The sequence below is a fragment of the Rhodococcus sp. NPDC006774 genome (genome assembly GCF_040636045.1).
Taxonomy (GTDB): domain Bacteria; phylum Actinomycetota; class Actinomycetes; order Mycobacteriales; family Mycobacteriaceae; genus Rhodococcoides.
In genome coordinates, this window is the sequence record NZ_JBEYIW010000001.1 from 80,859 (window position 1) to 100,390 (window position 19,532).

General features: G+C 64.8%; 22 protein-coding genes. 11 read left to right on the forward strand and 11 right to left on the reverse strand.

What is annotated here, in order from left to right; all coding sequences use genetic code 11:
* Nucleotides 1–21: 21 nt before the first annotated feature.
* A complete protein-coding gene (locus ABZ677_RS00375) occupies nt 22–663 on the reverse strand; it encodes a GAP family protein (RefSeq protein WP_358366204.1) in 642 nt (213 codons plus the stop codon).
* 66 nt (nt 664–729) lie between these two features.
* Between ABZ677_RS00375 and ABZ677_RS00380 the strand changes: the two genes are divergently transcribed.
* A complete protein-coding gene (locus tag ABZ677_RS00380; protein ID WP_358366205.1) occupies nt 730–1,335 on the forward strand; it encodes a TetR family transcriptional regulator C-terminal domain-containing protein in 606 nt (201 codons plus the stop codon).
* Here the strand turns inward: ABZ677_RS00380 and ABZ677_RS00385 are convergent.
* On the reverse strand, nt 1,314–2,507 hold the full coding sequence (locus ABZ677_RS00385; protein ID WP_358366206.1) for an MFS transporter: 1,194 nt from the start codon (nt 2,505–2,507) through the stop codon (nt 1,314–1,316). The genes ABZ677_RS00380 and ABZ677_RS00385 overlap by 22 nt on opposite strands.
* 62 nt (nt 2,508–2,569) lie before the next feature.
* On the opposite strand from ABZ677_RS00385, the gene ABZ677_RS00390 reads away from it, so the two are divergent.
* Nucleotides 2,570–3,112: a GtrA family protein gene (locus ABZ677_RS00390; RefSeq protein WP_037191312.1), complete on the forward strand. Its 543-nt coding sequence runs from the start codon at nt 2,570–2,572 to the stop codon at nt 3,110–3,112.
* Nucleotides 3,099–3,638, forward strand: a complete 540-nt coding sequence (locus tag ABZ677_RS00395; protein WP_358366207.1) for a histidine phosphatase family protein — start codon at nt 3,099–3,101, stop codon at nt 3,636–3,638. The genes ABZ677_RS00390 and ABZ677_RS00395 overlap by 14 nt, the downstream gene beginning before the upstream one ends.
* 34 nt (nt 3,639–3,672) lie before the next feature.
* On the opposite strand, the gene ABZ677_RS00400 is transcribed toward ABZ677_RS00395, so the two are convergent.
* The 3 genes from ABZ677_RS00400 to ABZ677_RS00410 form a co-directional block, all read right to left on the reverse strand.
* Nucleotides 3,673–3,873, reverse strand: coding sequence for a membrane protein (locus tag ABZ677_RS00400; protein ID WP_027498199.1), 201 nt, complete (start codon nt 3,871–3,873; stop codon nt 3,673–3,675).
* 62 nt (nt 3,874–3,935) lie between these two features.
* The gene (locus ABZ677_RS00405) at nt 3,936–5,339 is read right to left on the reverse strand and encodes a PQQ-binding-like beta-propeller repeat protein (protein WP_358366208.1); all 1,404 of its coding nucleotides are present in this window, start codon (nt 5,337–5,339) and stop codon (nt 3,936–3,938) included.
* The gene (locus tag ABZ677_RS00410; RefSeq protein WP_358366209.1) at nt 5,336–6,667 is read right to left on the reverse strand and encodes a hypothetical protein; all 1,332 of its coding nucleotides are present in this window, start codon (nt 6,665–6,667) and stop codon (nt 5,336–5,338) included. Before ABZ677_RS00410 ends, ABZ677_RS00405 begins: the two co-directional genes overlap by 4 nt.
* Before the next feature lie 180 nt (nt 6,668–6,847).
* Between ABZ677_RS00410 and ABZ677_RS00415 the strand changes: the two genes are divergently transcribed.
* The 3 genes from ABZ677_RS00415 to ABZ677_RS00425 are packed head-to-tail and all read left to right on the forward strand — an operon-like array spanning nt 6,848 to nt 9,395.
* A complete protein-coding gene (locus ABZ677_RS00415; protein ID WP_358366210.1) occupies nt 6,848–7,432 on the forward strand; it encodes a hypothetical protein in 585 nt (194 codons plus the stop codon).
* Nucleotides 7,432–8,748 carry a histidine kinase gene (locus ABZ677_RS00420; RefSeq protein ID WP_358366211.1) on the forward strand — a complete coding sequence of 439 codons (1,317 nt, stop codon included), beginning with the start codon at nt 7,432–7,434 and terminating at the stop codon, nt 8,746–8,748. Before ABZ677_RS00415 ends, ABZ677_RS00420 begins: the two co-directional genes overlap by 1 nt.
* The gene (locus ABZ677_RS00425) at nt 8,745–9,395 is read left to right on the forward strand and encodes a response regulator transcription factor (RefSeq protein WP_094633956.1); all 651 of its coding nucleotides are present in this window, start codon (nt 8,745–8,747) and stop codon (nt 9,393–9,395) included. Before ABZ677_RS00420 ends, ABZ677_RS00425 begins: the two co-directional genes overlap by 4 nt.
* Here the strand turns inward: ABZ677_RS00425 and ABZ677_RS00430 are convergent.
* Nucleotides 9,392–10,726 carry an NAD(P)/FAD-dependent oxidoreductase gene (locus ABZ677_RS00430; protein ID WP_094633957.1) on the reverse strand — a complete coding sequence of 445 codons (1,335 nt, stop codon included), beginning with the start codon at nt 10,724–10,726 and terminating at the stop codon, nt 9,392–9,394. The two genes, ABZ677_RS00425 and ABZ677_RS00430, sit on opposite strands and share 4 nt — an antisense overlap.
* 130 nt (nt 10,727–10,856) lie before the next feature.
* Between ABZ677_RS00430 and ABZ677_RS00435 the strand changes: the two genes are divergently transcribed.
* Complete coding sequence (locus tag ABZ677_RS00435; protein ID WP_094633958.1) at nt 10,857–11,756, forward strand: LysR substrate-binding domain-containing protein; 900 nt, start codon at nt 10,857–10,859, stop codon at nt 11,754–11,756.
* On the opposite strand, the gene ABZ677_RS00440 is transcribed toward ABZ677_RS00435, so the two are convergent.
* Nucleotides 11,732–12,694: an MsnO8 family LLM class oxidoreductase gene (locus ABZ677_RS00440; protein WP_358366500.1), complete on the reverse strand. Its 963-nt coding sequence runs from the start codon at nt 12,692–12,694 to the stop codon at nt 11,732–11,734. The genes ABZ677_RS00435 and ABZ677_RS00440 overlap by 25 nt on opposite strands.
* A 93-nt stretch (nt 12,695–12,787) precedes the next feature.
* On the opposite strand from ABZ677_RS00440, the gene ABZ677_RS00445 reads away from it, so the two are divergent.
* Nucleotides 12,788–13,162: a VOC family protein gene (locus ABZ677_RS00445; protein ID WP_037191293.1), complete on the forward strand. Its 375-nt coding sequence runs from the start codon at nt 12,788–12,790 to the stop codon at nt 13,160–13,162.
* 14 nt (nt 13,163–13,176) lie between these two features.
* On the opposite strand, the gene ABZ677_RS00450 is transcribed toward ABZ677_RS00445, so the two are convergent.
* The gene (locus ABZ677_RS00450; RefSeq protein ID WP_358366212.1) at nt 13,177–14,112 is read right to left on the reverse strand and encodes an endonuclease/exonuclease/phosphatase family protein; all 936 of its coding nucleotides are present in this window, start codon (nt 14,110–14,112) and stop codon (nt 13,177–13,179) included.
* Nucleotides 14,113–14,245: 133 nt separating this feature from the next.
* Between ABZ677_RS00450 and ABZ677_RS00455 the strand changes: the two genes are divergently transcribed.
* Nucleotides 14,246–15,886, forward strand: a complete 1,641-nt coding sequence (locus ABZ677_RS00455; RefSeq protein WP_358366213.1) for a GMC oxidoreductase — start codon at nt 14,246–14,248, stop codon at nt 15,884–15,886.
* Here ABZ677_RS00455 and ABZ677_RS00460 read toward each other — a convergent pair.
* Nucleotides 15,883–17,496 carry an alkaline phosphatase D family protein gene (locus tag ABZ677_RS00460; RefSeq protein ID WP_358366214.1) on the reverse strand — a complete coding sequence of 538 codons (1,614 nt, stop codon included), beginning with the start codon at nt 17,494–17,496 and terminating at the stop codon, nt 15,883–15,885. The genes ABZ677_RS00455 and ABZ677_RS00460 overlap by 4 nt on opposite strands.
* Nucleotides 17,497–17,617: 121 nt before the next feature.
* Between ABZ677_RS00460 and ABZ677_RS00465 the strand changes: the two genes are divergently transcribed.
* On the forward strand, nt 17,618–18,040 hold the full coding sequence (locus tag ABZ677_RS00465) for a VOC family protein (RefSeq protein ID WP_358366215.1): 423 nt from the start codon (nt 17,618–17,620) through the stop codon (nt 18,038–18,040).
* A 24-nt stretch (nt 18,041–18,064) separates the two neighbouring features.
* Here ABZ677_RS00465 and ABZ677_RS00470 read toward each other — a convergent pair whose 3' ends face one another.
* The gene (locus ABZ677_RS00470) at nt 18,065–18,604 is read right to left on the reverse strand and encodes a hypothetical protein (protein WP_358366216.1); all 540 of its coding nucleotides are present in this window, start codon (nt 18,602–18,604) and stop codon (nt 18,065–18,067) included.
* Between the two features lie 71 nt (nt 18,605–18,675).
* The gene (locus ABZ677_RS00475) at nt 18,676–19,065 is read right to left on the reverse strand and encodes a VOC family protein (RefSeq protein ID WP_358366217.1); all 390 of its coding nucleotides are present in this window, start codon (nt 19,063–19,065) and stop codon (nt 18,676–18,678) included.
* Here ABZ677_RS00475 and ABZ677_RS00480 point away from each other — a divergent pair.
* The gene (locus ABZ677_RS00480) at nt 19,064–19,492 is read left to right on the forward strand and encodes a hypothetical protein (protein WP_358366218.1); all 429 of its coding nucleotides are present in this window, start codon (nt 19,064–19,066) and stop codon (nt 19,490–19,492) included. The two genes, ABZ677_RS00475 and ABZ677_RS00480, sit on opposite strands and share 2 nt — an antisense overlap.
* Nucleotides 19,493–19,532: the final 40 nt, after the last annotated feature.

A 19,532-nucleotide genomic window follows, 5' to 3' on the forward strand; every position in this document is an offset into this window, starting at 1 on the left:
TCGATTCGGACCACAATCAGGTCAGACCAGGTTCAGTTCGATTGCCGCGTCCGCGGCCAGTAGCGCGCCCACCACGAGCAACACCGTCGCCCACACGCCCCCACTCCAGCGATCCACGCACCGGAGCAGCGCCGGTGCAATCGACGAAACACGTTCTTGCGCACATACTCTGGCGACGAGCAGCACGAAAGCGGGTGAGAGCATCACGAGCACATACGCCGCCAGAATCAACACCGAGAACCCCCATCCCAGTCCGGCATCACCCACCGCGTCGATCGCCGTGAAGTAGGGCAGCATCGTCGCCACCTCCACCGCGCCCACAGCGACGGCGAGCAGGACCACTCCCCGAACACCTGCCGGGGGCCGCGTCCACCACGCACTGCTCGGGACTCGCCGCCGACGGTCACAGACCAGGCCCATGACCAGAACCGCAAGACCCACCGCCAACCGAATCCACGCGTCGCCGGGAATCGCCACGCTCGAGCCATCGGTGGCCGCCCACACGGCGATACCGACCCCGAGGTAAAACAACCCCAACACACCCAGATGGAGCAGAACGACACGCGCCCGGCACGACGGCCGCAGCATCATCCACAGCGGAACCGCAAGAGTCCCGACGCCGATGCTGTCCACCAGCGCGAGCCCGATCAGCTGAATTGACACAGCTGTACCGTAACAGGATTTCAGCACAATTGTATCAAAAAGATGTGGGCGTGCTAGAACAGACCGATGCCGAAGATCGTCGACCACGACGCACGCCGGGCGGAGATCGTCGCCGCCGTGTGGCGCGTCATCGAACGAGCAGGGATGGACGGGGCGACGGTACGCAGCGTCGCCGCCGAAGCCGGCGTGTCCCCCGGATCACTGCGGTACTACTTCTCCGACCAAGGAGAGCTAGTCCTCTTCGCGGCCGAGGCCATGACGCAACGCGTCGTACATCGGTTGGAGGCGCACCCGAGCAGCGGTGACGGCCTCGTCCGCGCTCTCCGCGTCCTCGAGGAGCTGCTGCCACTCGACGAGGACCGCCGCGCCGAGGCGTCGGTATGGCTGGAAGCCATCGTGCGTGCCAGATTCGACGAGCGACTCGCCGCCCTCAAGACGGCCGGTTGGTTCGGTAGCCGGTACCTGTGCCGGCTCGCGTGGGCACACCTGCACGATCTCGATCGACCGAACTCCCCCGCATTCACATTCGAGCGCACCGCGGACGAACGTGCAGCGGCCGAACTGCACACCTTCGTCGACGGGCTGACGCTGCAGGCAGTGACGTATCCCGAGCAGCTCGCGGCCGACGAGGTACGGCGGTTGTTGCGTACTTATCTGGAACCGCGGTCCTGAGTCGAGTCGACGGGGAATCTGCGGCCGTAGTACCACCCGATCACCGCGACGACGACGCCTGCCACGGCAATGGCCCCCAGTACCGAGCCGAAGCCCGACGCATCCACGACGCGACCGACGACCAGGGGTGCCACGAGAAATCCGATCCGGGAGACCAGCGACACGATCGAGATGGCCGCGGCCGAGGACACCCCGGGAAGCCGCCCGGCCAGGCTGAAGACGATGGGAAACAGTGGGCTCGCGCCCAGGCCCGCAACCGCGAACGCTCCGATGACCAGGATCGGGAGATCCGCGGCCAGAACCGACAGACCCAGGATGGCGAGGAAGGCCACCGCCACCAACGACGCGCCTCCGGTCAGCACCGTCGACGGTCCGAACCGATCGACTATTCGGTCTCCGACCAACCGGCCGATCAACATCGCGGCCGAGAACGCAACGAACGCCATACCGGCCGAACCCGGGCCCGCACCCTCTTCCGTCGTCATGTAGACAGCGCTCCACGACTGCGGAAAGTCCTCCATGAGCCCGGCGAGCAGCACCACGGCCCCGAGCAGAGCGAGTGCGGCCGTCGGCCGTGCGAGAACGAGCCCCGGCGCTCGGTCTTCGTGACCGTCGCGCACCACCGGTTCCGGACCCACCAGACCCCGTCCGACGGCAGCGAGAACGAGCATCAACACCACCGCGACCAGCCCGAAGTGGGCTGCCACCGGCAGCCGGATACCGGCCGCGGCCGCGCCGGTCACTCCCCCGACCACGGCACCGACGCTCCAGGCTGCATGGAAGCTGCTCAACAGCGACTTCCCCGCTCGCTCCTCGACGAGCACGCCCTGCGCGTTCATGGAAATGTCCATCACTGCGTCCGCTCCGCCGAGCAGCACCAGCGCCGCCAACAGCGTCCACCACGACACAGCCACTGCTGGCAGCACGAACGCCGCGCACAGCAGCAGACCGGAGGCGAGAATCGCCCACCGACTGCCGAACCGTCGAACCGTCGCCGCTGCGACAGGTGCGGCCACCAACCCGCCGAGACCGACTCCGGTCAGCGCCAGGCCGAGAGTCGCGACGTCGATGGACAGCGAGTCCTGGATCTCCGGAATGCGCGGAGCCCAGTTCGCGAACACCGCTCCGTTGACGAAGAACACGACCAGAACGGACAACCGGGCACTAGTCATATTGCCGTGAGCCTAGCGTTCACCGGCGAGCCGAACCCCTTACTCGAGGTAACGTCGTTGGGATGCATGTGTCCGACCGCCTCACCGACCACGTTCCCGAGCGCTGGCTGGAGCCCCTCGTCAAGCACGCAGAGGCCCTCAAGTTCCTCATCGTCGGAGCGATCACCTTCGTCGTCACCGTCGTCCTGTTCTTCGGCCTGAAGTGGACGATCCTGCAGGACAAGCCCGTGACGGCGAACGTTCTGGCCGTGCTGATCGCGACGATCGTGTCGTACATCCTCAACCGGGAATGGTCGTTCACAGCACGCGGCGGACGACGTCGTCACCACGAGGCAGCGCTGTTCTTCGCCGTCGCCGGAACCGGCCTGGCAATCAACCAGCTCCCGCTCTGGGTGTCGAGTTACATGCTGGATCTGCGGTCGCCGAACGTGTCCTTCCTCACCGAGAACATCGCCGACTTCGTCAGCGGATCCATCATCGGCACGTTGCTGGCAACCGCATTCCGATGGTGGGCGATGCGCAAGTTCGTCTTCCCGGAACCGGTGAACGTTCTCCCCGATCCCGTCGCCCTGACCGTTTACGGTGGACGGCATGGCGACCACTAGGACCCTCGTGCTGATGCGGCACGGCAAATCCGGCTACCCCGACGGAGTACCGGATCACGAACGACCTCTGGCCTCGCGCGGCCAACGCGAGGCGGCACTCGCCGGAGCCTGGATCGCCGAACACGTCGGCACAGTCGACGCAGTGTTGTGCTCGACGGCTCTGCGCACCCGCGAAACCCTGGCCGCTACCGGTCTGGGCGACGCTCCTACCCGCTTCGAGCGCGACATCTACGGCGGATCCGCCGACGAGATCATCGACGAAATCCGCCTCGCCGACACGTACTTCGCAGGTACAAACACCGCAGACGTGACGGTATCGACCCTGCTGGTCGTCGGGCATGAGCCCGGAATCCCCTGGACCGCACTCGAATTGGCGGTCGACGACGACACCGACGTGGCCCGCGAGGTTCGGCACCGCTTCCCCACATCTGCGATAGCAGTGCTCACCACGGAGTCGTCCTGGGCAGAGCTCGCAGCAGGGACGGCCACGATCACCGAATTCTGCATCCCGCGCGCCGATCAGTGATCAGTGCCCATCGGTAGTCAGTGCCTATAAGTAATCAGCGGTTCCTGAGGTACAGGTAGCCGGCACCGCCTGCTGCGATCAGCAGGATCAACGCGGCGGGGAATCCGAGCAACCACCACACCACTGCCAGCACCACCAATGCGGGCGCGGCGGCGATCAACGCGATGCCGGGATTCTCACGAACCGTCTCCAACGCGGACTGTGCGTGCACTCTGTCGATCTTCTTGCCTGCCATGTCGGACTCCCTGTTTCGTATGTCCTGTATGCGTACTTCCACTGTAGGCGCACCGACAGCAGCTACCCGCGGTCGACGACGGCAATCGTGGCTGTGGACGAATACACCAGACGGTCGCCGGATTCGATCACCCACGATGCCAGGTACCGATTCGTTGCATAGGGGTCCGGCGTCGGCTCGATCTCCAACCGCCGACGTGTCGTACCGTCTTCCAACGCGATCGATTCCACGGTGCCGCCGACGGTGGAGTACGCGAGACCGTCGGCGTACGCCGTGATCGGGTAGTAGTCATCGGGATCGTTCTCCCACCGAACCGAACCGGTTCTCAGATCCAATGCCGTCACATGAGCTGTTCCAGGAGCACGTGCGATCACCACATCCCCGACGACAGCTACGCCATTGGTCGACGCCAACAGCGGGCTCGACCAGAGAAACTGTCCGGTCGTCCGATCGAACGCACTGTCACCGACGACCATCGGCAGCGACAGGTCTGTTGGATCGTCGATCTCGAGGAAGGGATACACCGGCAGCGGAGATCTGGCGACAGTTCGACCATCCGAGGCGAGCGCGACGGTACCGGCGTACGTCTGGGACTGTGTACACACCGCCTCGGTCATGATCACCAGTGCCGGTTGCACCCGAAAAGGTTGCGACACGCAACTGTCGGGATAACCCCGGTACCACGTGATCGATCCGGTGACCGAGTCGAATCCTATTGCCGTCGAACCGAACCGGCCCAGGCCGTAGTTTCCGTCGATGGTGATGACCGGCCCCGGCATACCCGCGTAAATGGCCTCGCCGGGAAATTCGGTGACCCAATCGCGCCCGACATCGTTCACAGAACCCTTGGCGAGCTGCCGCGTTCCCTCGTAACCTGCTGGCGTGACAGTAGAACTGATCGAGTAGAGCGAGAACCCGTCGGTTCCCACAGCCAACACACGTTGCGGCACACGAACAGAGCGACCAGCACCGGTTGTGGTGTCCACCGTGACAATCGTCGATTCCGGATTTTCCGACTCGGTGCTGGAGAGGCAGACGAGGTATCCCGACAAAGGCCGGTCGGCACAGGATTCCACCCGGAGATCGTCTCGCCGCCATAGTGTGGATCCATCCGTTGCGTCGAGGCCCACCATCGCGGGAGCGTCGAAATTCCCGGTAGCAGGATCCGGCAGACCCACCGAAGCGATATACACCCCGCCCGCATCGATGAATCTCTCTGCGCTGGGGTTGAGCCGTCCGCCTGCACCAGGATCACGAAACTGCGCGAATTCGCGGCCGTAGACGGCCTCTGCAGATCTGGACCACTGGACTTCCGGCGCACGCGGAACCGTCGGCGGAGCTGTGGTCGTCCATGCGGGGGCAGTCGCGATTGCCGGGCCGTCATCCTGCGCGACAACGATCACCGCAGCAACGACAGTCGCCAACGCCACGGCTCCCGCTGTCCACACCGGCCATCGGGAGCTCACAGGTCCAGGCCCGGTGCCGTCGCGATGGACTCGAGATTGCCGACCGTGACGAGCTCGCCCGCCGATGTCGACGAGATACGGACACGAGTGCCCGACGGCCGGGTCACAGTCACGGTCCTGACGCCGCGCTTCGATCTCTCCGACATCGATCCGTCGGGCAGGCGCACGGTGTCGACCGAGCGATCAGCCGTCGGGTCATATGCGTCGGGAATTTCCGGGAGTGGCTGTCCACCCGTGATCGCCACGGTCACAACACCTTCAGATCCTGACGTCAGAATTGTCCCGGCTGCACACAACGAGTCGTGGGACAACGAACTCCGTTGCATCGGTGCCAGCGGCTGCTCGAGCACGATCACTGCCCGAAGCGCGCGGATTCGAGCCTGGTCCAGGGCGCGGCCGATACGGTCTGCGTCGGCGCGAGTCACCGCTGGTCCATCCTGCGACCCAACTCGCGTGTCACACGGCAGAGGAGGGAGTCGGGTTCCGCCCGGCACCGCTGCATCGATTCGCAGCTCGCTCGACGACACCACGGAGATCAGGTCGTTCATGGACACTGCTTCGTCCGAAGACACGAACTGGCTTGCGTTGGCCTGCAACGTCGTTCCATCGGATGCGTAAGCAGTCGCCGTCCTGACCACCGCTGTTCTACCACCGTCTTCGCTGGTGGACTCTTTCGTGTCCACGACCGTACCGTCGGCTGCGACCTGCCTGCGATCGAGAGTGCCACCGACACAGGGCGGTACACCGGCAGTCGACTTCGAGATCGTCACGGTCACGTCGGCACCCGAGCCGTTGCGAATCAGCAACCCGGCGGCAGTGGAGCTCGCGAACATCGACAGATCATCCGTCGGACCATCGCCGACAGAACTATCGGACGTGGGACCTTGCACAGGACCGAATCGAAACGCGGATTCGGCACCGAACGCGAACGTACCGGGTGCTGCGAATTCGACGGCGGTCTCGGCCGGCAAGGCAGAAACAAGCGCATCGGACAGCGCAGTAGCTTTGCGCCCGGAGAACCATGGATAGCGGGGGTCGTCGTAGCGTCCTCCATCGAGACGGAAGTACGCCCCTGAAATATCCCCGGACTCGGGAACGACGACGGCATCACACCCCGGAATCGTGGTCGACGACTCACCCTGGTCGTAGTTCGACGCGATGAACCCGCTCGACGCAGGCGTATCCGGCAACGCGAAGTCCGCAGGACCGGACGCGCGTGACTCCACGACGATGACTCCTGCCGCGACCACAGCGACAGCGACGAAGACCCAGAAAATCTTCGGTTGACGCCCGAGCGCTCCGAGGTGCAACGCGCCGAGGTCCATCACGGCGACGAGCCTAGCCTGCCGATCGCCCGACTCGACGCTCCACGACTTTCGGTGAAGCTACGGCTTTCGGTAGAGCTACGACTTTCGGTGGAGCGCAGCGTCGTACCTTCGGCCGAACCACCAGGTACGACGCCTCCGCGGGGGTATCGCGCGCACGTCGGCTGCGGTGAGATCGGGTCCATGGACAATCCGATTCTTCTCACGATCGCGATCTGCGAAGTCGGCTTCTGGGTTCTGGTGATCGGCGGCCTGTGCCTGCGCTACGTGGCACGCATGCGACGCGCCAGCACCGTCACCCTGGCCCTGCTCCCGGTCCTCGATATCGTCCTCGTCGCCGCGGTGGCCCTCGACCTGCACCGCGGAGGCGAGGTCGAATTCGCCCACCGCCTCGCCGGCATCTACCTCGGCTGGACGGTCGTGTTCGCGCACTCCACCGTGGCCTGGCTCGACATACGCTTTGCGCACCGATTCGCCGGTGGACCCGCACCGGTCAAGCCACCGAAGACCGGTCCGCAGGCCTACCGCAACGAGATCCGGGGATTCGTGAAGTGGCTGACCGCCGCCGCCATCGCTCTGGTGATCACCTACGCACTGGCCTACACCGTGGCAGACTCGGATCAAGCAGCAGCACTGAAGACCGTGATCCAGCCACTCGGCATCATCACGTTCTTCTGGTTCGTCACCGGACCTCTGTGGGTGCTGGGTTCGAAGACAGCAGGCTCGAAGAATACGAAAGATGCGGCAGGAGAACGGAGTCGACTCTGATGCTGGGTGATTCCCGACTGCTGCACACGTTTCGCCCGTCCTGGCGGCCGCGCAATCCCGTGGTGCTGCCGATCGAGATGCTCCTGGCCACGCTCGTCTACGCCGGATTCCAACTCTCCACCGGCATGGTCGGCGACACCAGAGACGAACTCGTCCAGAGCCCACCCCTGATCGCAGCGAGTGCCGTTGCCCTGCTGGCGATGACCGCCGTGACGTGCGTTCGCCGATCCTTTCCGATCACGGCATACCTGTCCGTGGTGGCCATCAGCATCGCACTGATCCTGGTTCTTCCTGACCGGACCCTCGGCTTCACCCCGCTGTACTGGTTTGCCATCGCCGCCTTGGCAATTCGAGTTTCCGGACCACGCCTGTTCGCCCCCATCACCGTCGGGCTGATCCTCGAGATCGCGGTCAGCGTCGACACCCGGCTGTCCTACCCGGATTCCACGGGCGGCCCAGGTGGCACGATCGGCGTGCTCGCCGAGCAGATCGTGAACCTCGTCATCAACTACACGGTGCTCATCGCACTGGGCAAGTACATCGCACGGGGTCGAGCCCAGGAAATCGAGAGCGAGGCCGCCCTCGGGCGAGCCGAAATCGAACACCGGCAACGGCTGAACGAGGCCCTGGACAACGAACGAAAAACCATGGCACGCGAACTCCACGACGTCGCGGCGCACCACCTGACCGGAATGCTCATCCAAGCCAAGGCATCGAAGACGCTCATCACGAGCAACCCCCAGCAGGCGCACGAACTACTCACCGGCGCAATCGGACACGGCCAGCGCACCCTCGACAGCCTGCGCCAGATCGTCGGAATCCTGCGCCCGAGCGACACGGCCTACAGCTCCAACAGCGACAGTGCTCCGCAACCGATGGTCTCCGATATCGCCGAGCTGATCGATCAGTCTCGAATCTCGTTCGCGTCCATCGACATCGACGTCTCCGGCGATGCCGACGAAATAGGTGACACAGACAGCGCGGTGCAGTTGACCTGTTATCGCATCGTTCAGGAATCGCTGTCCAACGCCCGACGCCACGCACCGAATTGCGCTGTGCGCGTGCAGGTGACCGTTCACTCCTCCGCCCTCGAGATCACCGTCACCAACACGATCACCTCGGGCAACTCCGTACTGCGCGAGTCCTCGGGTCAGGGATTCGGCATTCCGGGAATGCGGGAGCGAGCCGCACTACTCGGCGGCACCCTCGATGCCGGATTGTCCGACGACCGAGCGACGTGGACCGTGCGGGCTCGACTGCCCGTCGGCGGAACGATCTCTCCGCGCGGCGCTGATGTGATGGAGTCACACACATGATCACCGTACTCATCGCGGACGATCAACCCGTGGTTCGGCAGGGATTCGAGCTGTTCCTGGCCGGCCATCACGACATCGAGGTGGTCGGCCACGCGAGCTCGGGAAAGCATGCCGTGCAGCAGGTGTCGGCACTGCAACCCGACGTCGTACTGATGGACATTCGGATGCCGAACGGCGACGGACTGACCGCCACACGCGAGATACTGGCGCAGTTCGACAGCGTTCGCGTCATCGTCGTCACCACCTTCGACCTCGACGAGTACGTGTTCGCGGCTCTCGACAGTGGAGCTTCCGGCTTCCTGCTCAAGGACACCGATCCCGACGAACTGGCCGACGCGGTGGTCACCGTCGCCGGCGGCGGCGCGGTGCTCTCCCCTCGATTGACCCCGCGCCTGATGACCGAGTTCACCCGCCGCGGCGTTCCGAGCCCACCCACGTCCGTTGCACCGCAACACGACCTGAGTCTGCGTGAAATGGACGTGGTGCAACTGTTGGCGCAGGGCCTGGGCAACAACGAGATCGCCCGGGCACTGCACCTAGAACAGAGCACGGTCAAGACTCACGTGAGCAACATCTGTCGCAAACTCGACGTCAACACCCGAGTCCACGTGGTGATCTGGGCCTACCGCAACGGCATTGCGACCTAGGCCGCGTTGCGCTCCTCGTCGTCCGAGCTCTCGCCGGCGACCTCGGCCCGCGGTTCGATCGTGGCGGCGGAGTGGTCGGTGTACTGGAAGTGCGGTCGCTTGTCGCCGATGTACGAGGTCATCCACGACACCACCGCGACGTAGCGATTCCGGAAGCCGACCAGGTACATCAGGTGCACCGCGAGCCACATGAGCCACGCGATCGGTCCCGACATATCGACCTTGCCGAACAGCCGCGCCACAGCGCTGAATCGGCCGACGATCGACATGCTGCCCTTGTCGGTGTACTCGAACGGGGTTCCCGCGTCGACCTTTCCGATGATCATCTTCGCGACATGCCTGCCCTGCTGCATCGCCACCGGCGACTGACCGGGGAGCTTGTTCAACGACGTCACGTCGCCGATCGCGTAGATGTCCTTCGCCGAGCCGACCGTCAAGTCGTCGTGCACGAGAAGGCGTCCGGCACGGTCGGTCTCGCACCCGGTGCGCTCGGCGATCGTGGCCGCCAGCTCGCTGGCCTGCACTCCGGCCGACCAGATGACCGTCTTAGCGGCAAAGGTTCGCGAGGTCTTGGTGTCCACGTCCTGCACCGTCACGACGTCGTCGGCGATATCGGTGACCATGGCCCCGGTGACGACGTCGACGCCCGACTTCTCGAGCTTGGTACGGGCATACGCACTGAGCTTGCCGCCGAATGCCGGCAGCACTTCCTTGACTCCGTCGACGAGGGTCACCGTGACGTCGTCGGGTTCGATGTCCGGGAACGATCCGGCGAAATAACGATGCGCGAGATCCCTGATCTGACCGGCCAACTCGACACCCGTCGCGCCTGCACCGACAACGACGAAGCTCAGCAATTCCTTGCGAGCAGCCGAATCGGTTGTCAGGTGCGCAGTCTCGTAGCAGCTGAGAATCTGCTCACGCAGAGCGATCGCGTCGTCGACGGTCTTGAGCGCGAACGTGCGGTCCTTGAACTCGTCACGGCCGAAGTACGCCTGCGTGGCACCCGTGGCGACGATCAATCGACCGAAGCCGATGGTGTGGCTCTGCCCGGCACCGACGTAGGTGACCTGGTGAGCTTCGGGATCGACATCGACGACGCGTCCGAGACGCACGTCGGCCGAGTCGTACTGCGCGAGGATGCGCCTGATCGGAGGGGCAATCTCGCCGGTCGAGAGCATTCCGGTGGCGGCCTGGTAGAGCAGCGGCTGAAAGAGGTGTTCTGTGGTGCTGGAGATCAGCGAGAACGTCACACCGGCCTTGCCCAGAGACTTGGCAGCGGCCAATGCTCCGAATCCCGATCCCACGATGACGACGTCGTACGTTTGCACAGCACTTTCCTTTTCGGCTCGAGTCTTTCCCTGGGCGAAGAACTACCTCCATGAAACTCCGACCGAGATGCTCTATCAACGCGGAAGTTGAAATAGCATCTATGAGTAGAACTCATGATTGAATGGCGAAATGGAACTGCGGCAGCTCAAGTACTTCCTCGCGGTCGGAGAGGAACTGAACTTCTCTCGCGCTGCCGAACGCTGCTACGTCTCGCAATCGGCGATCAGCCTGCAGATCTCCAAGCTGGAACGAGAAATCGGTGAGCCCCTGTTCGAGCGCACCTCTCGTACCGTTCGATTGACCGTTGTCGGAGCACAATTGGTCTCCATCGCCCGGCACATGGTGGAGCTCGAACAGGCCGCCCTGGCACTGACGACGCGCAAGCGCAATCAGCTGCGCCTGACCGGAAACATGACATTCGCAGCCAACGCCATATCCGCCATCGTCGCGGTTCGCGAGCGCCATCCCGACGCCGAGATCGACTTCGTCCTGAAACGATTCGCAGAACAGATCGAAGCGGTGACGTCCGGCGACTGCCAGGTAGCGCTGATCCGCGGCAGCGTCGAACGCTCCGGTCTACAGGTGACCGAGCTGTGGACCGAGGACCTCGTCGTCGTCCTCCCCGAGGGCCATCCTCTGGCGGGTGAGAACAACCCGAGCCTGAGCCAGCTCGCCGGCTACCCCCTGCTGCTTCCCAAACGGAGCGAGCAAATCCTGCTGCACCGGGTGATCGAGCGCGAGATGAAGCGCAGCGGGCTGCCGCTGAGCTTCGGCCCACCCGTGGCGTCCGATCACACCGCCAGCGCCGAACTCCTCAAGAACCCGCAATGCTGGTCCATCCTGTACGCCAGCACCGCCGACAGCACCCCCAAGACCGGCCTGGTCTTCCGCACCGAGGCCGACCGCAGGCTGCGGCTACCGGTGTCGGCCGTCGTCGACGCGACCGTGCCCATCACCGACATTCAGCGCGACCTGGTGGCTGCACTCGCAGCGACGGCACCGGTTCAGCCCGCCACCCCCGCGAGCTGAGCGAACGCGACATCCGCGTCGAACAATTCGGCGCGATCGTACGTCGACGTCGAGGCCATGATCTCGTTCGCGCCGGTGCGCTCGACAACCTCCTCCAGCCGAGGACGGACCTGCCCGGCCGTGCCGAGGATGCTCGACGCCAACGACGCCTCGATTCGGTTCCGCGTCTGCGGCGTCCACTGCGATTCGTCGATCGCGGACGCTCGTTCCAGAGCCGGGAACTCACCCTCGCGTCTGGACCTGGCCATCGCCCACGCCTCCGGCACGGCGAGCCTGCGGGCATCGGCCGCGTCCGCTGCGATGGTCACGTCGAGCGAGACAATCACGTACGGTTCGGGATTCGATGGCGTGGGCCGAAAGTGTTTGCGATAGAGCGCCAATGGATCGTCACGCTGGAGAACCGGTCCACCGACCACGACCGGAAGCCCGGCGCGAGCGGCAACCTCGAGACCGGCTCCGGTCGCGAGAACGAACACCGGCGGCGACGAAACAGCGGGCCGGGCAGTCACCGGTCCCGAACCGTCGAGATACGAACGCAATTCGGCGATATCGGCCTCGAACGTGTCGGTCCGCTCACTGCGCAATGCTGCCCGAACCGGTTCGGTGAAACCGAGGGAGCGGCCGACACCGAGGTCGATCCGTCCGGGAAAGAGGGACTCCAACATCAGGAATTGCTCGGCCACGACCAGCGGCTGATGATTGGGCAGCATCACCCCGCCGGATCCGACGCGAATGCGCGAGGTGCGCGACGCCACCGCCGCGGCGAGAACCGCCGGTGCGCCCGACGCGATACCGGGAACGCCGTGATGCTCGGCCACCCAGAACCGGTGCAACCCGATCTCCTCGGCATGCACTGCTCGTTCGACGGTATGCCGCAGCGCCGAGCCGTCGTCGAAACCGGATCGCGTGCGGGATCTGTCGAGCAGTGAGAAGAACACGGATATCTCAACCGACGAGGCGTCGGGCATATTTCTCGAAGTGTTCGTTCACCGCGGACCGAACATGTCCGCAATGGCGCTCATCATTGCTCCATGAACCTCACCATGAAGCTCGAACTCGTCACCCTCGCCGTCACCGACGTGGACCGCGCCAAGGACTTCTACGTCTCGATCGGCTTCGTCGCCGACCACGATGCTCGCCCCTGGGACGGTATCCGGTACGTCCAACTCACTCCCCCTGGCTCGGCCTGCTCCATCGCGATCGGCGAGGGCATCACCGACGCCGAACCGGGCAAAGGAGCCGGGATCCTGTTGGTCGTGGACAACGTCCAGGAGGCCTACGAGCACCTCACCGCAGCCGGCCTGACCATCGATCCACCCAAGGACGAGGGCTGGGGCACGTTCGTGTACTTCGCCGACCCCGACGGCAACACGTGGTCGGTGCAGCAGTTGCCCGCGCAGCCCTGAACCCAGTGGCGGAGTTACTGGTGCCGGAACTGCAGCCGGGCCAGGATGCCGCGGTGGTCGGAGCCGGGAATCTCTACGGCCTCGACCGAGCGAACCGCCATGTCCGCCACCAGAACATGGTCGATGGCGATGACGGGTGGGTACCAGGTGTGCGCCGGGTACGTCCTGAGCATCCCGGCTCCGCTCGCCACCGCGGCATCGACGAACCGACCGTCCTGCATATCTCGGTACCGCCGATGATCCTGCGTCGCGTTGAAGTCGCCCGCCACCACCACGGGACCGTCGTCGACGGGAATCTTGGCCAGTAGTTGACGCAGCAGCGCGAGCTCGCGAACCCAGTCGGACGGCTCCCGTGGCCACGGCGGCACGGGATGAACCGCGAACACCAGTGGCCGCCCCGGCATCTCCACCCGTGCCGAGAGCAGCTCGGTCACGAAACCGTCGTGCCGCTGCTCGTCGACGAGCGGAAAGCGACTGTAGATACCGGACCCGTCACCGCCCGCGGCGGCACTGACGTACACATGCGGCAACAGCTCGGACAGTCTGCCGCGAAGCCCCGCGTCGGCCTCGGGCGTCAACTCGACGAGGGTGAGCACGTCGGGCCGGTGTTTGTCGACCAACGCAACCAACGCATCGAGATCGGCCTGTCCCAGCCAGATATTGGCGTGCAGCACCGTCAGAGTCGGTGCCTCGGCCGTCGTCCGGGCACGGTGCCTGTGCAGAGGAATCTGCGTTGCAATGGCACCCGTCACCACAGCCGCGCCCGCCGCCAGCCCCCACCAGCCGAACGCCACGGCCGCGAGTGCCGTGCCGGGCACCGCGGCGAGCATGAGGACATGTGCCAAAGACGCGGCAACGAGCATCGCCTGCCCCCGCGCGTCCACGCGGTGCGCCACGATGCCGAGTACTGCTGTGACGAGCAGTAACAGAGCCGCCGATGCCGAAACCATGAGCGGAAGTCTTACAGGCAAACCTGAGGCCGAGCTGGGAAGCATCCTCGAGACCGACCGAACTGTTCGCTTTCTCGCCGCAAACAAGACAGAATCGACAACGCTGTCCGTGAGTCAAGTAGGGGGACTTTCCGTGAACCGAAGGCAACTGCTGCGGTTGGCCGCTGCCGGAATGCTCGGCGCTGCCGCCGCTCCGGTTCTGAACTCGGCTGGAATGCCGGGCTCCGCCACCGCAGGTGCGCTGCCGATCGGCGCCGAACGCATCCGAGCACTGGTTCCCGAGCTGTTCGCCGACCCCCCGCGCCCACCGGACCACTCCCCTGTCCTCGTCATCGGCTCCGGATTCGGTGCGAGCGCCGCCGCCCTCCGCATGGCGCAGGCCGGCACCCAGGTCACCGTCCTCGAACGCGGACTGCGCTGGCCACGTGACCCGTGGCGCGAGATCTTCACCGCCGACATGACCGCCGACGGACGCGGACTGTGGCAGCAGAGCTCGTTCACCAACATCACCGGAATGCCCGTCGGACCGGTCGACCTGTTCGGCGGCGTTCTCGACACGACCCGCTACGAGAACCTCTCCGTCTGGCGCGGCGCGGCCGTCGGCGGCGGCTCGATCGTCTACACCGGCGTCACCATCGCCCCCGACAAGAAGTTCTTCGACCTCTCCTTCGGCGGACGACTGAACTACGACGAGATGGCCGCCACCTGGTACCCCAAGGCGCGCTCGATGCTCCGGCCGTCGGCGATGCCCGAGGACGTCTACAACAGCCCGAATTTCGCACACTCACGCACCTGGGACGACCACGCCAGGCGGGCAGGCTTCACCCCTCAGGCAGTGGACGGCAACTGGAACTGGAACGTCGTCCGCGACGAGATCGGCGGCCGCTCGAGGCCGTCCGCGACCGTCGGCGCCAGCACCTTCGGCAACTCCAACGGTGCCAAGCACGACCTGACCCAGAACTACATCCCCCAGGCCGAGGCCACGGGCAACGCGACGGTATGTCACAGCCACCGCGTCGCGGCGATCGGCACCGAATCCGGCGGCCGCTACCGCGTCGAGATCGAACGCCTCGACCCCTTCGGCAACGTCGTCGAGACACGCACGCTCACCTGCGACACCCTCGTCCTCGGAGCCGGGTCCATCGGCACCACCGAGCTGCTGATGCGCGCCCGCACCACCGGAGCACTGTCGAACCTCAACGAATTCGTCGGCACCGGCTGGGGCACCAACGGCGACGCCTCGATGACCCGGTCGCTCGGGCCGATGTCCGCAGGACCGCAGGGTGCGCCCTGCGCATCTCGCATCGTCGACGACTCAGGACTGCCACTGACCGTCGAGAACTGGTACGTACCAGGCGTTCCCGTCAACCTCGGATTCATCGGCTCGCTCGGCATGACCATCGACCCGCTGCGCGGAAACTTCGGATTCGATTCCGCCGCAGATCGATTGACACTGAACTGGCCCAAGGGTGGCAGCGGCGACACCGTCGAAGCCCTACGCGCAGTACAGAATCGGATGGCCCAGGCCGGCGGCACCGTCGTCGCAGCCGAACCGTTCACCCGCGATGTCGACGACACCTTCACCGCCCACCCACTCGGCGGTGCCGTATTGGGCGACGCCACCGACAATTACGGGCGGGTGAAGGGCCACCCCGGGCTCTACGTCGTCGACGGTGCACTGATCCCCGGTAGCACCGGAGCCGCCAACCCGTCGCTGACCATCACCGCATTGGCCGAACGCAACGTCGCGCAGATCATCGCCGACGGTCGCTAGCTCAACTCGATCTCGGGGCGGCCCTCGGGGACGGTGACCGTTGCTGCGGTTCGCACCGATGCCCCCGGTGTGGAAACACGTTCGAGAACCCTTACTTCCGAACGCCATTCGGTGTTCGTCAGCGTGCTACGGAGATAGCCGCGCCGAGCATTGCCGTACTTGACGTGCGGTGAGGCCTCGGTGATCGCCGCACCGGCGAAGTCGACATCAGCACCGTCCTTGCCCGACGCGATGGACGTGGTCGCGATCTCCACACCTTGGATCGGCGACACCTGATCCTGGTAGTCGCGTCGCAATTCCGACACGATCGTGCGGTGGATGTCGCCGACGATGGACGCGACGTTCTTCGTGCCACGATCCCTGGCCCCGTCCAGAATTCGGTGCCGAGACGCCTCGTATCCGCTCCACGGATCCATCCCGACCTTGCGATCGCTGCCGAGTCCGCGGGCCAAGTCCGAGATGACCGTCTGGTGCGCCAAGAAGTTCCACGTCGACGGTGATGCGAACCCGTCGAGAATCCATTGTTCCTGTGCTGCACCGGTTATGGTGCGCGACGGATCGGCCGTCTCGGCGTCCTGCGCATGCTCGCCGTCCCCGTGTGCCTGATCGCTGCGGTACTGGCGCGTGTCCAGCACCGAGAAGTCCACCAGATCGCCGAAGGAGAACCGGCGGTAGACCGTCATGTCCGGTCCGATGGGTTTCAGATTCGCGCGCACCGGAGTGTTCTCCCACCACGCCTTGAAGGCATCAGCTCTGCGCAACAGAAACTCTCGCGGATCGTCGTTGTCCTGGCTGATCTGCGAGGCCCAGTTGTTGTCCACCTCGTGATCGTCGAACGTCGAGACGAACGGTGCCGACGCATGTGCGGCAGCCAGGTTCTCGTCAGCCTTGTACATCGCGTATCGGTCGCGATAGTCGCTGAGCACCATGGTTTCTCGGGCAGCCGACTCGGTGCGCGGCTCACCCTTGCGAGCCCCCTCGTCCTTGATCGCGTACTCGTAGATGTAGTCGCCCAGAAAGAACACCACGTCGAGATTGGACGCAGCCAAGTCCTGGTACGCCCCGAAGTACCCGTCCTCCCATTTCTGGCACGACGCCCAGGCGAAATCGAGCCTGCTCAGCGACTGCCCCACTGCCGGTGCAGTTTTGGTGCGTCCGACCGAGCTGGCGTGCGGTCCGACGAGAAATCGATAGAAGTATTCGCGAGCGGGCTCCAGACCTCGGACGTCGACGTGAATCGACCAGCCGTCGAACTCGGTGGCAAGCTCGACGCCCTCGCGCGTGATGTTCGCGAATCGCTCGTCCGCTGCGATCTGCCACCGCACCGGCACGACGCCGGGAGTCATTCCGCCCAGTGGTGCGAAGGGATCGGTGGCGAGTCTGGTCCACAGCACCACCGAATCGGGCAGTGGATCGCCGGATGCCACGCCGAGGCGGAACGGGTAGTCGGGAGTCACCACGGACTGTGCGTGCGCCGCCGTTCCTGCGAGTTCCGGAGTGAACGCCAGCGCCCCCACCAACGCACTCCACGTCAGGAACTGTCGACGCGTGGCCCCCGCTTGCAAGGAGATGTCCTGCCCGATCCCAATCTCGTTACCGCGTCTCACCATTGGTCGAGACTCTCGCGCCCGGACGAACTACACCCGTCATCGATTCGACGTGGAAGTGAACACGACGGATCCATCCGATTCAGGACCGAACTCGTCCGCGATCTCGGCAACACTCGAACGCATGACGAACATCGACCGCACAGGATCCCAAATCGACCACCTCAACATCGGCGTCGACGATCTCGCCGCCAGCGCCGAGTTCTACGGTGCTGCACTCGCACCGCTCGGGATCACCGAGATCATGCGGGTACCGCACACCCCAGAGGCGAACCAGCTCGCCATGATCGCCTTCGGCTGGGCGCAGGTGAAGCCCTTCTTCTGGATCGTCGACGCCCCGGGTTCGGCTGTCGGACCGCACACCCATCTCGCCTTCAGCGCACCGGATCGCGCCACCGTCGATGCATTCCACGCGGCAGCGCTGTCAGCAGGAGCGATCGAGCTCCGGCCACCGGGACTACAGCCGGAGTACCACGCGACGTACTACGGATCGTTCGTGCGCGACCTCAACGGCATCGATCTCGAAGCCGTCTGCCATCACGAATGAGTCGACGAATGCGAACTCACTCGGTCAGCTGCTGCCGAACATCGGAGGCAAGGCGGGAAGTGGCGAGACAGGATATGCAGCAACGTTGATGACGACGGTGCCGTCGCAGTAGCCGCCGTAGATCGTCGTCGTCCACACGCCCGTCAAGCTGCCATCGGGTTGTGGCGTGTAGTAGGCAACCGAGTGTGCATCGTTGTACTCCTTGGGATTTCCTGCACCCTTCCAGCAGTCCCACACCCAGTCGTAGGTATGCACCCAACTCGTCCCGTCCCAGGTGTAGTCGATCGGGCGGTTCTGGAGAGACTCGTTCGCCGGCGGTGGACCGGCGACGACGGAGGCAACGCAGTTCCCGTCGATGCAGTCGGTGGCGAAGGTGTAGACGTCGGAGAAATCCGGTTCTCGTTGCGACGCCGCCACGCTCGTGCCGGTCTTGCTCGCCGCGAACCGCATCAGCGAATAATCGCCGGACCACGACGGGTCGTCGCCGGGTGCCGCACCGGCCGGAAGGGCTCCCGCGAAAATCCACGCCATGACCATCGCGAGCACGAGCACAGTCTTTCGCATGTGGCAACAGTAATGGCCGGTACCCCGCGCCGAGCCCGAGACGGCGAAGTTCGCCTCATCGACAGACCGAATCAAGCCTGAACGACCCACACCGAATTGCCGTCGGGATCACGCAGCGCGAACATGGGCGGCGCACCGTCCTCGGTCCCGGAAAGTGCGTCCATGTCGATACCGCCGATCGCAGTCAGACGCGCGTGTTCCGCCCCGACGTCGGGGGTTTCGACTCCGATGGACCCGCCGCCGGGCGAGTCACCCATCGGCGGATTCAGGGCAAGCCGCGCCGTCGACCCGGGCGGTGCCACTTCGAGCCACCGGTACTCGCCCTCGGGGCCGAAACGCGTATCGTCGCGCAGCTCGAAACCGAGCACGCCTGAGTAGAACTCGAGGGCGGCGTCCTGGTCGGTGACGGTGAACATGGCCACGCCGATGTTCACGATGGTGCTGGGTGTTTGGTTGGTCATGCCGGTACCGACTCAAGGCGCATCGAAAACTCATCGCCCAGCGGCGGTAGCTTCTGTAGGCATGAACGATGCGCTTTCGGAATCTCTCGGATCACGGCGGATCGCTTTCCTGGTGTTCGACGGGGTGAAGATGCTCGATTTCGTCGGCCCCGCAGAGGTCTTCGTCGAGTCGAATCAGCAGCCCGCCGTCGATTACGAGGTGGTGATCCTCTCTCCCGGCGGCGCAGACGTGAGCACCTCGATCGGGACAACGGTGTCCACCCGCCCGGTCGCGGGATCCGATCAGCGACGATCAACGCCGACATGCTGGAGTTCTTCCGGTCCTGACGCAGCACGGCCGCAACGAACATACGGTCATAACGAAGAACAAAGCCCCGCATCGGCCGAAGTCGATGCGGGGCTTTGTCTGCCGGCTACGTCGTCGTGAGCGGAAACTCGTAGCGGACTACGAAGTTCTGCTCACGTGC

What these genes read in the sequence shown, in the direction of transcription:
- ABZ677_RS00390 (WP_037191312.1), top strand. Translation starts at nt 2,570, where the DNA reads ATGCATGTGTCCGACCGCCTCACCGACCACGTTCCCGAGCGCTGGCTG.
- ABZ677_RS00470 (WP_358366216.1), bottom strand. Translation starts at nt 18,604, where the DNA reads ATGCGAAAGACTGTGCTCGTGCTCGCGATGGTCATGGCGTGGATTTTC.
- ABZ677_RS00385 (WP_358366206.1), bottom strand. Translation starts at nt 2,507, where the DNA reads ATGACTAGTGCCCGGTTGTCCGTTCTGGTCGTGTTCTTCGTCAACGGA.
- ABZ677_RS00445 (WP_037191293.1), top strand. Translation starts at nt 12,788, where the DNA reads ATGAACCTCACCATGAAGCTCGAACTCGTCACCCTCGCCGTCACCGAC.
- ABZ677_RS00400 (WP_027498199.1), bottom strand. Translation starts at nt 3,873, where the DNA reads ATGGCAGGCAAGAAGATCGACAGAGTGCACGCACAGTCCGCGTTGGAG.
- ABZ677_RS00425 (WP_094633956.1), top strand. Translation starts at nt 8,745, where the DNA reads ATGATCACCGTACTCATCGCGGACGATCAACCCGTGGTTCGGCAGGGA.
- ABZ677_RS00460 (WP_358366214.1), bottom strand. Translation starts at nt 17,496, where the DNA reads ATGGTGAGACGCGGTAACGAGATTGGGATCGGGCAGGACATCTCCTTG.
- ABZ677_RS00475 (WP_358366217.1), bottom strand. Translation starts at nt 19,065, where the DNA reads ATGACCAACCAAACACCCAGCACCATCGTGAACATCGGCGTGGCCATG.
- ABZ677_RS00420 (WP_358366211.1), top strand. Translation starts at nt 7,432, where the DNA reads ATGCTGGGTGATTCCCGACTGCTGCACACGTTTCGCCCGTCCTGGCGG.
- ABZ677_RS00435 (WP_094633958.1), top strand. Translation starts at nt 10,857, where the DNA reads ATGGAACTGCGGCAGCTCAAGTACTTCCTCGCGGTCGGAGAGGAACTG.
- ABZ677_RS00450 (WP_358366212.1), bottom strand. Translation starts at nt 14,112, where the DNA reads ATGGTTTCGGCATCGGCGGCTCTGTTACTGCTCGTCACAGCAGTACTC.
- ABZ677_RS00415 (WP_358366210.1), top strand. Translation starts at nt 6,848, where the DNA reads ATGGACAATCCGATTCTTCTCACGATCGCGATCTGCGAAGTCGGCTTC.
- ABZ677_RS00380 (WP_358366205.1), top strand. Translation starts at nt 730, where the DNA reads ATGCCGAAGATCGTCGACCACGACGCACGCCGGGCGGAGATCGTCGCC.
- ABZ677_RS00395 (WP_358366207.1), top strand. Translation starts at nt 3,099, where the DNA reads ATGGCGACCACTAGGACCCTCGTGCTGATGCGGCACGGCAAATCCGGC.
- ABZ677_RS00480 (WP_358366218.1), top strand. Translation starts at nt 19,064, where the DNA reads ATGCCGGTACCGACTCAAGGCGCATCGAAAACTCATCGCCCAGCGGCG.
- ABZ677_RS00465 (WP_358366215.1), top strand. Translation starts at nt 17,618, where the DNA reads ATGACGAACATCGACCGCACAGGATCCCAAATCGACCACCTCAACATC.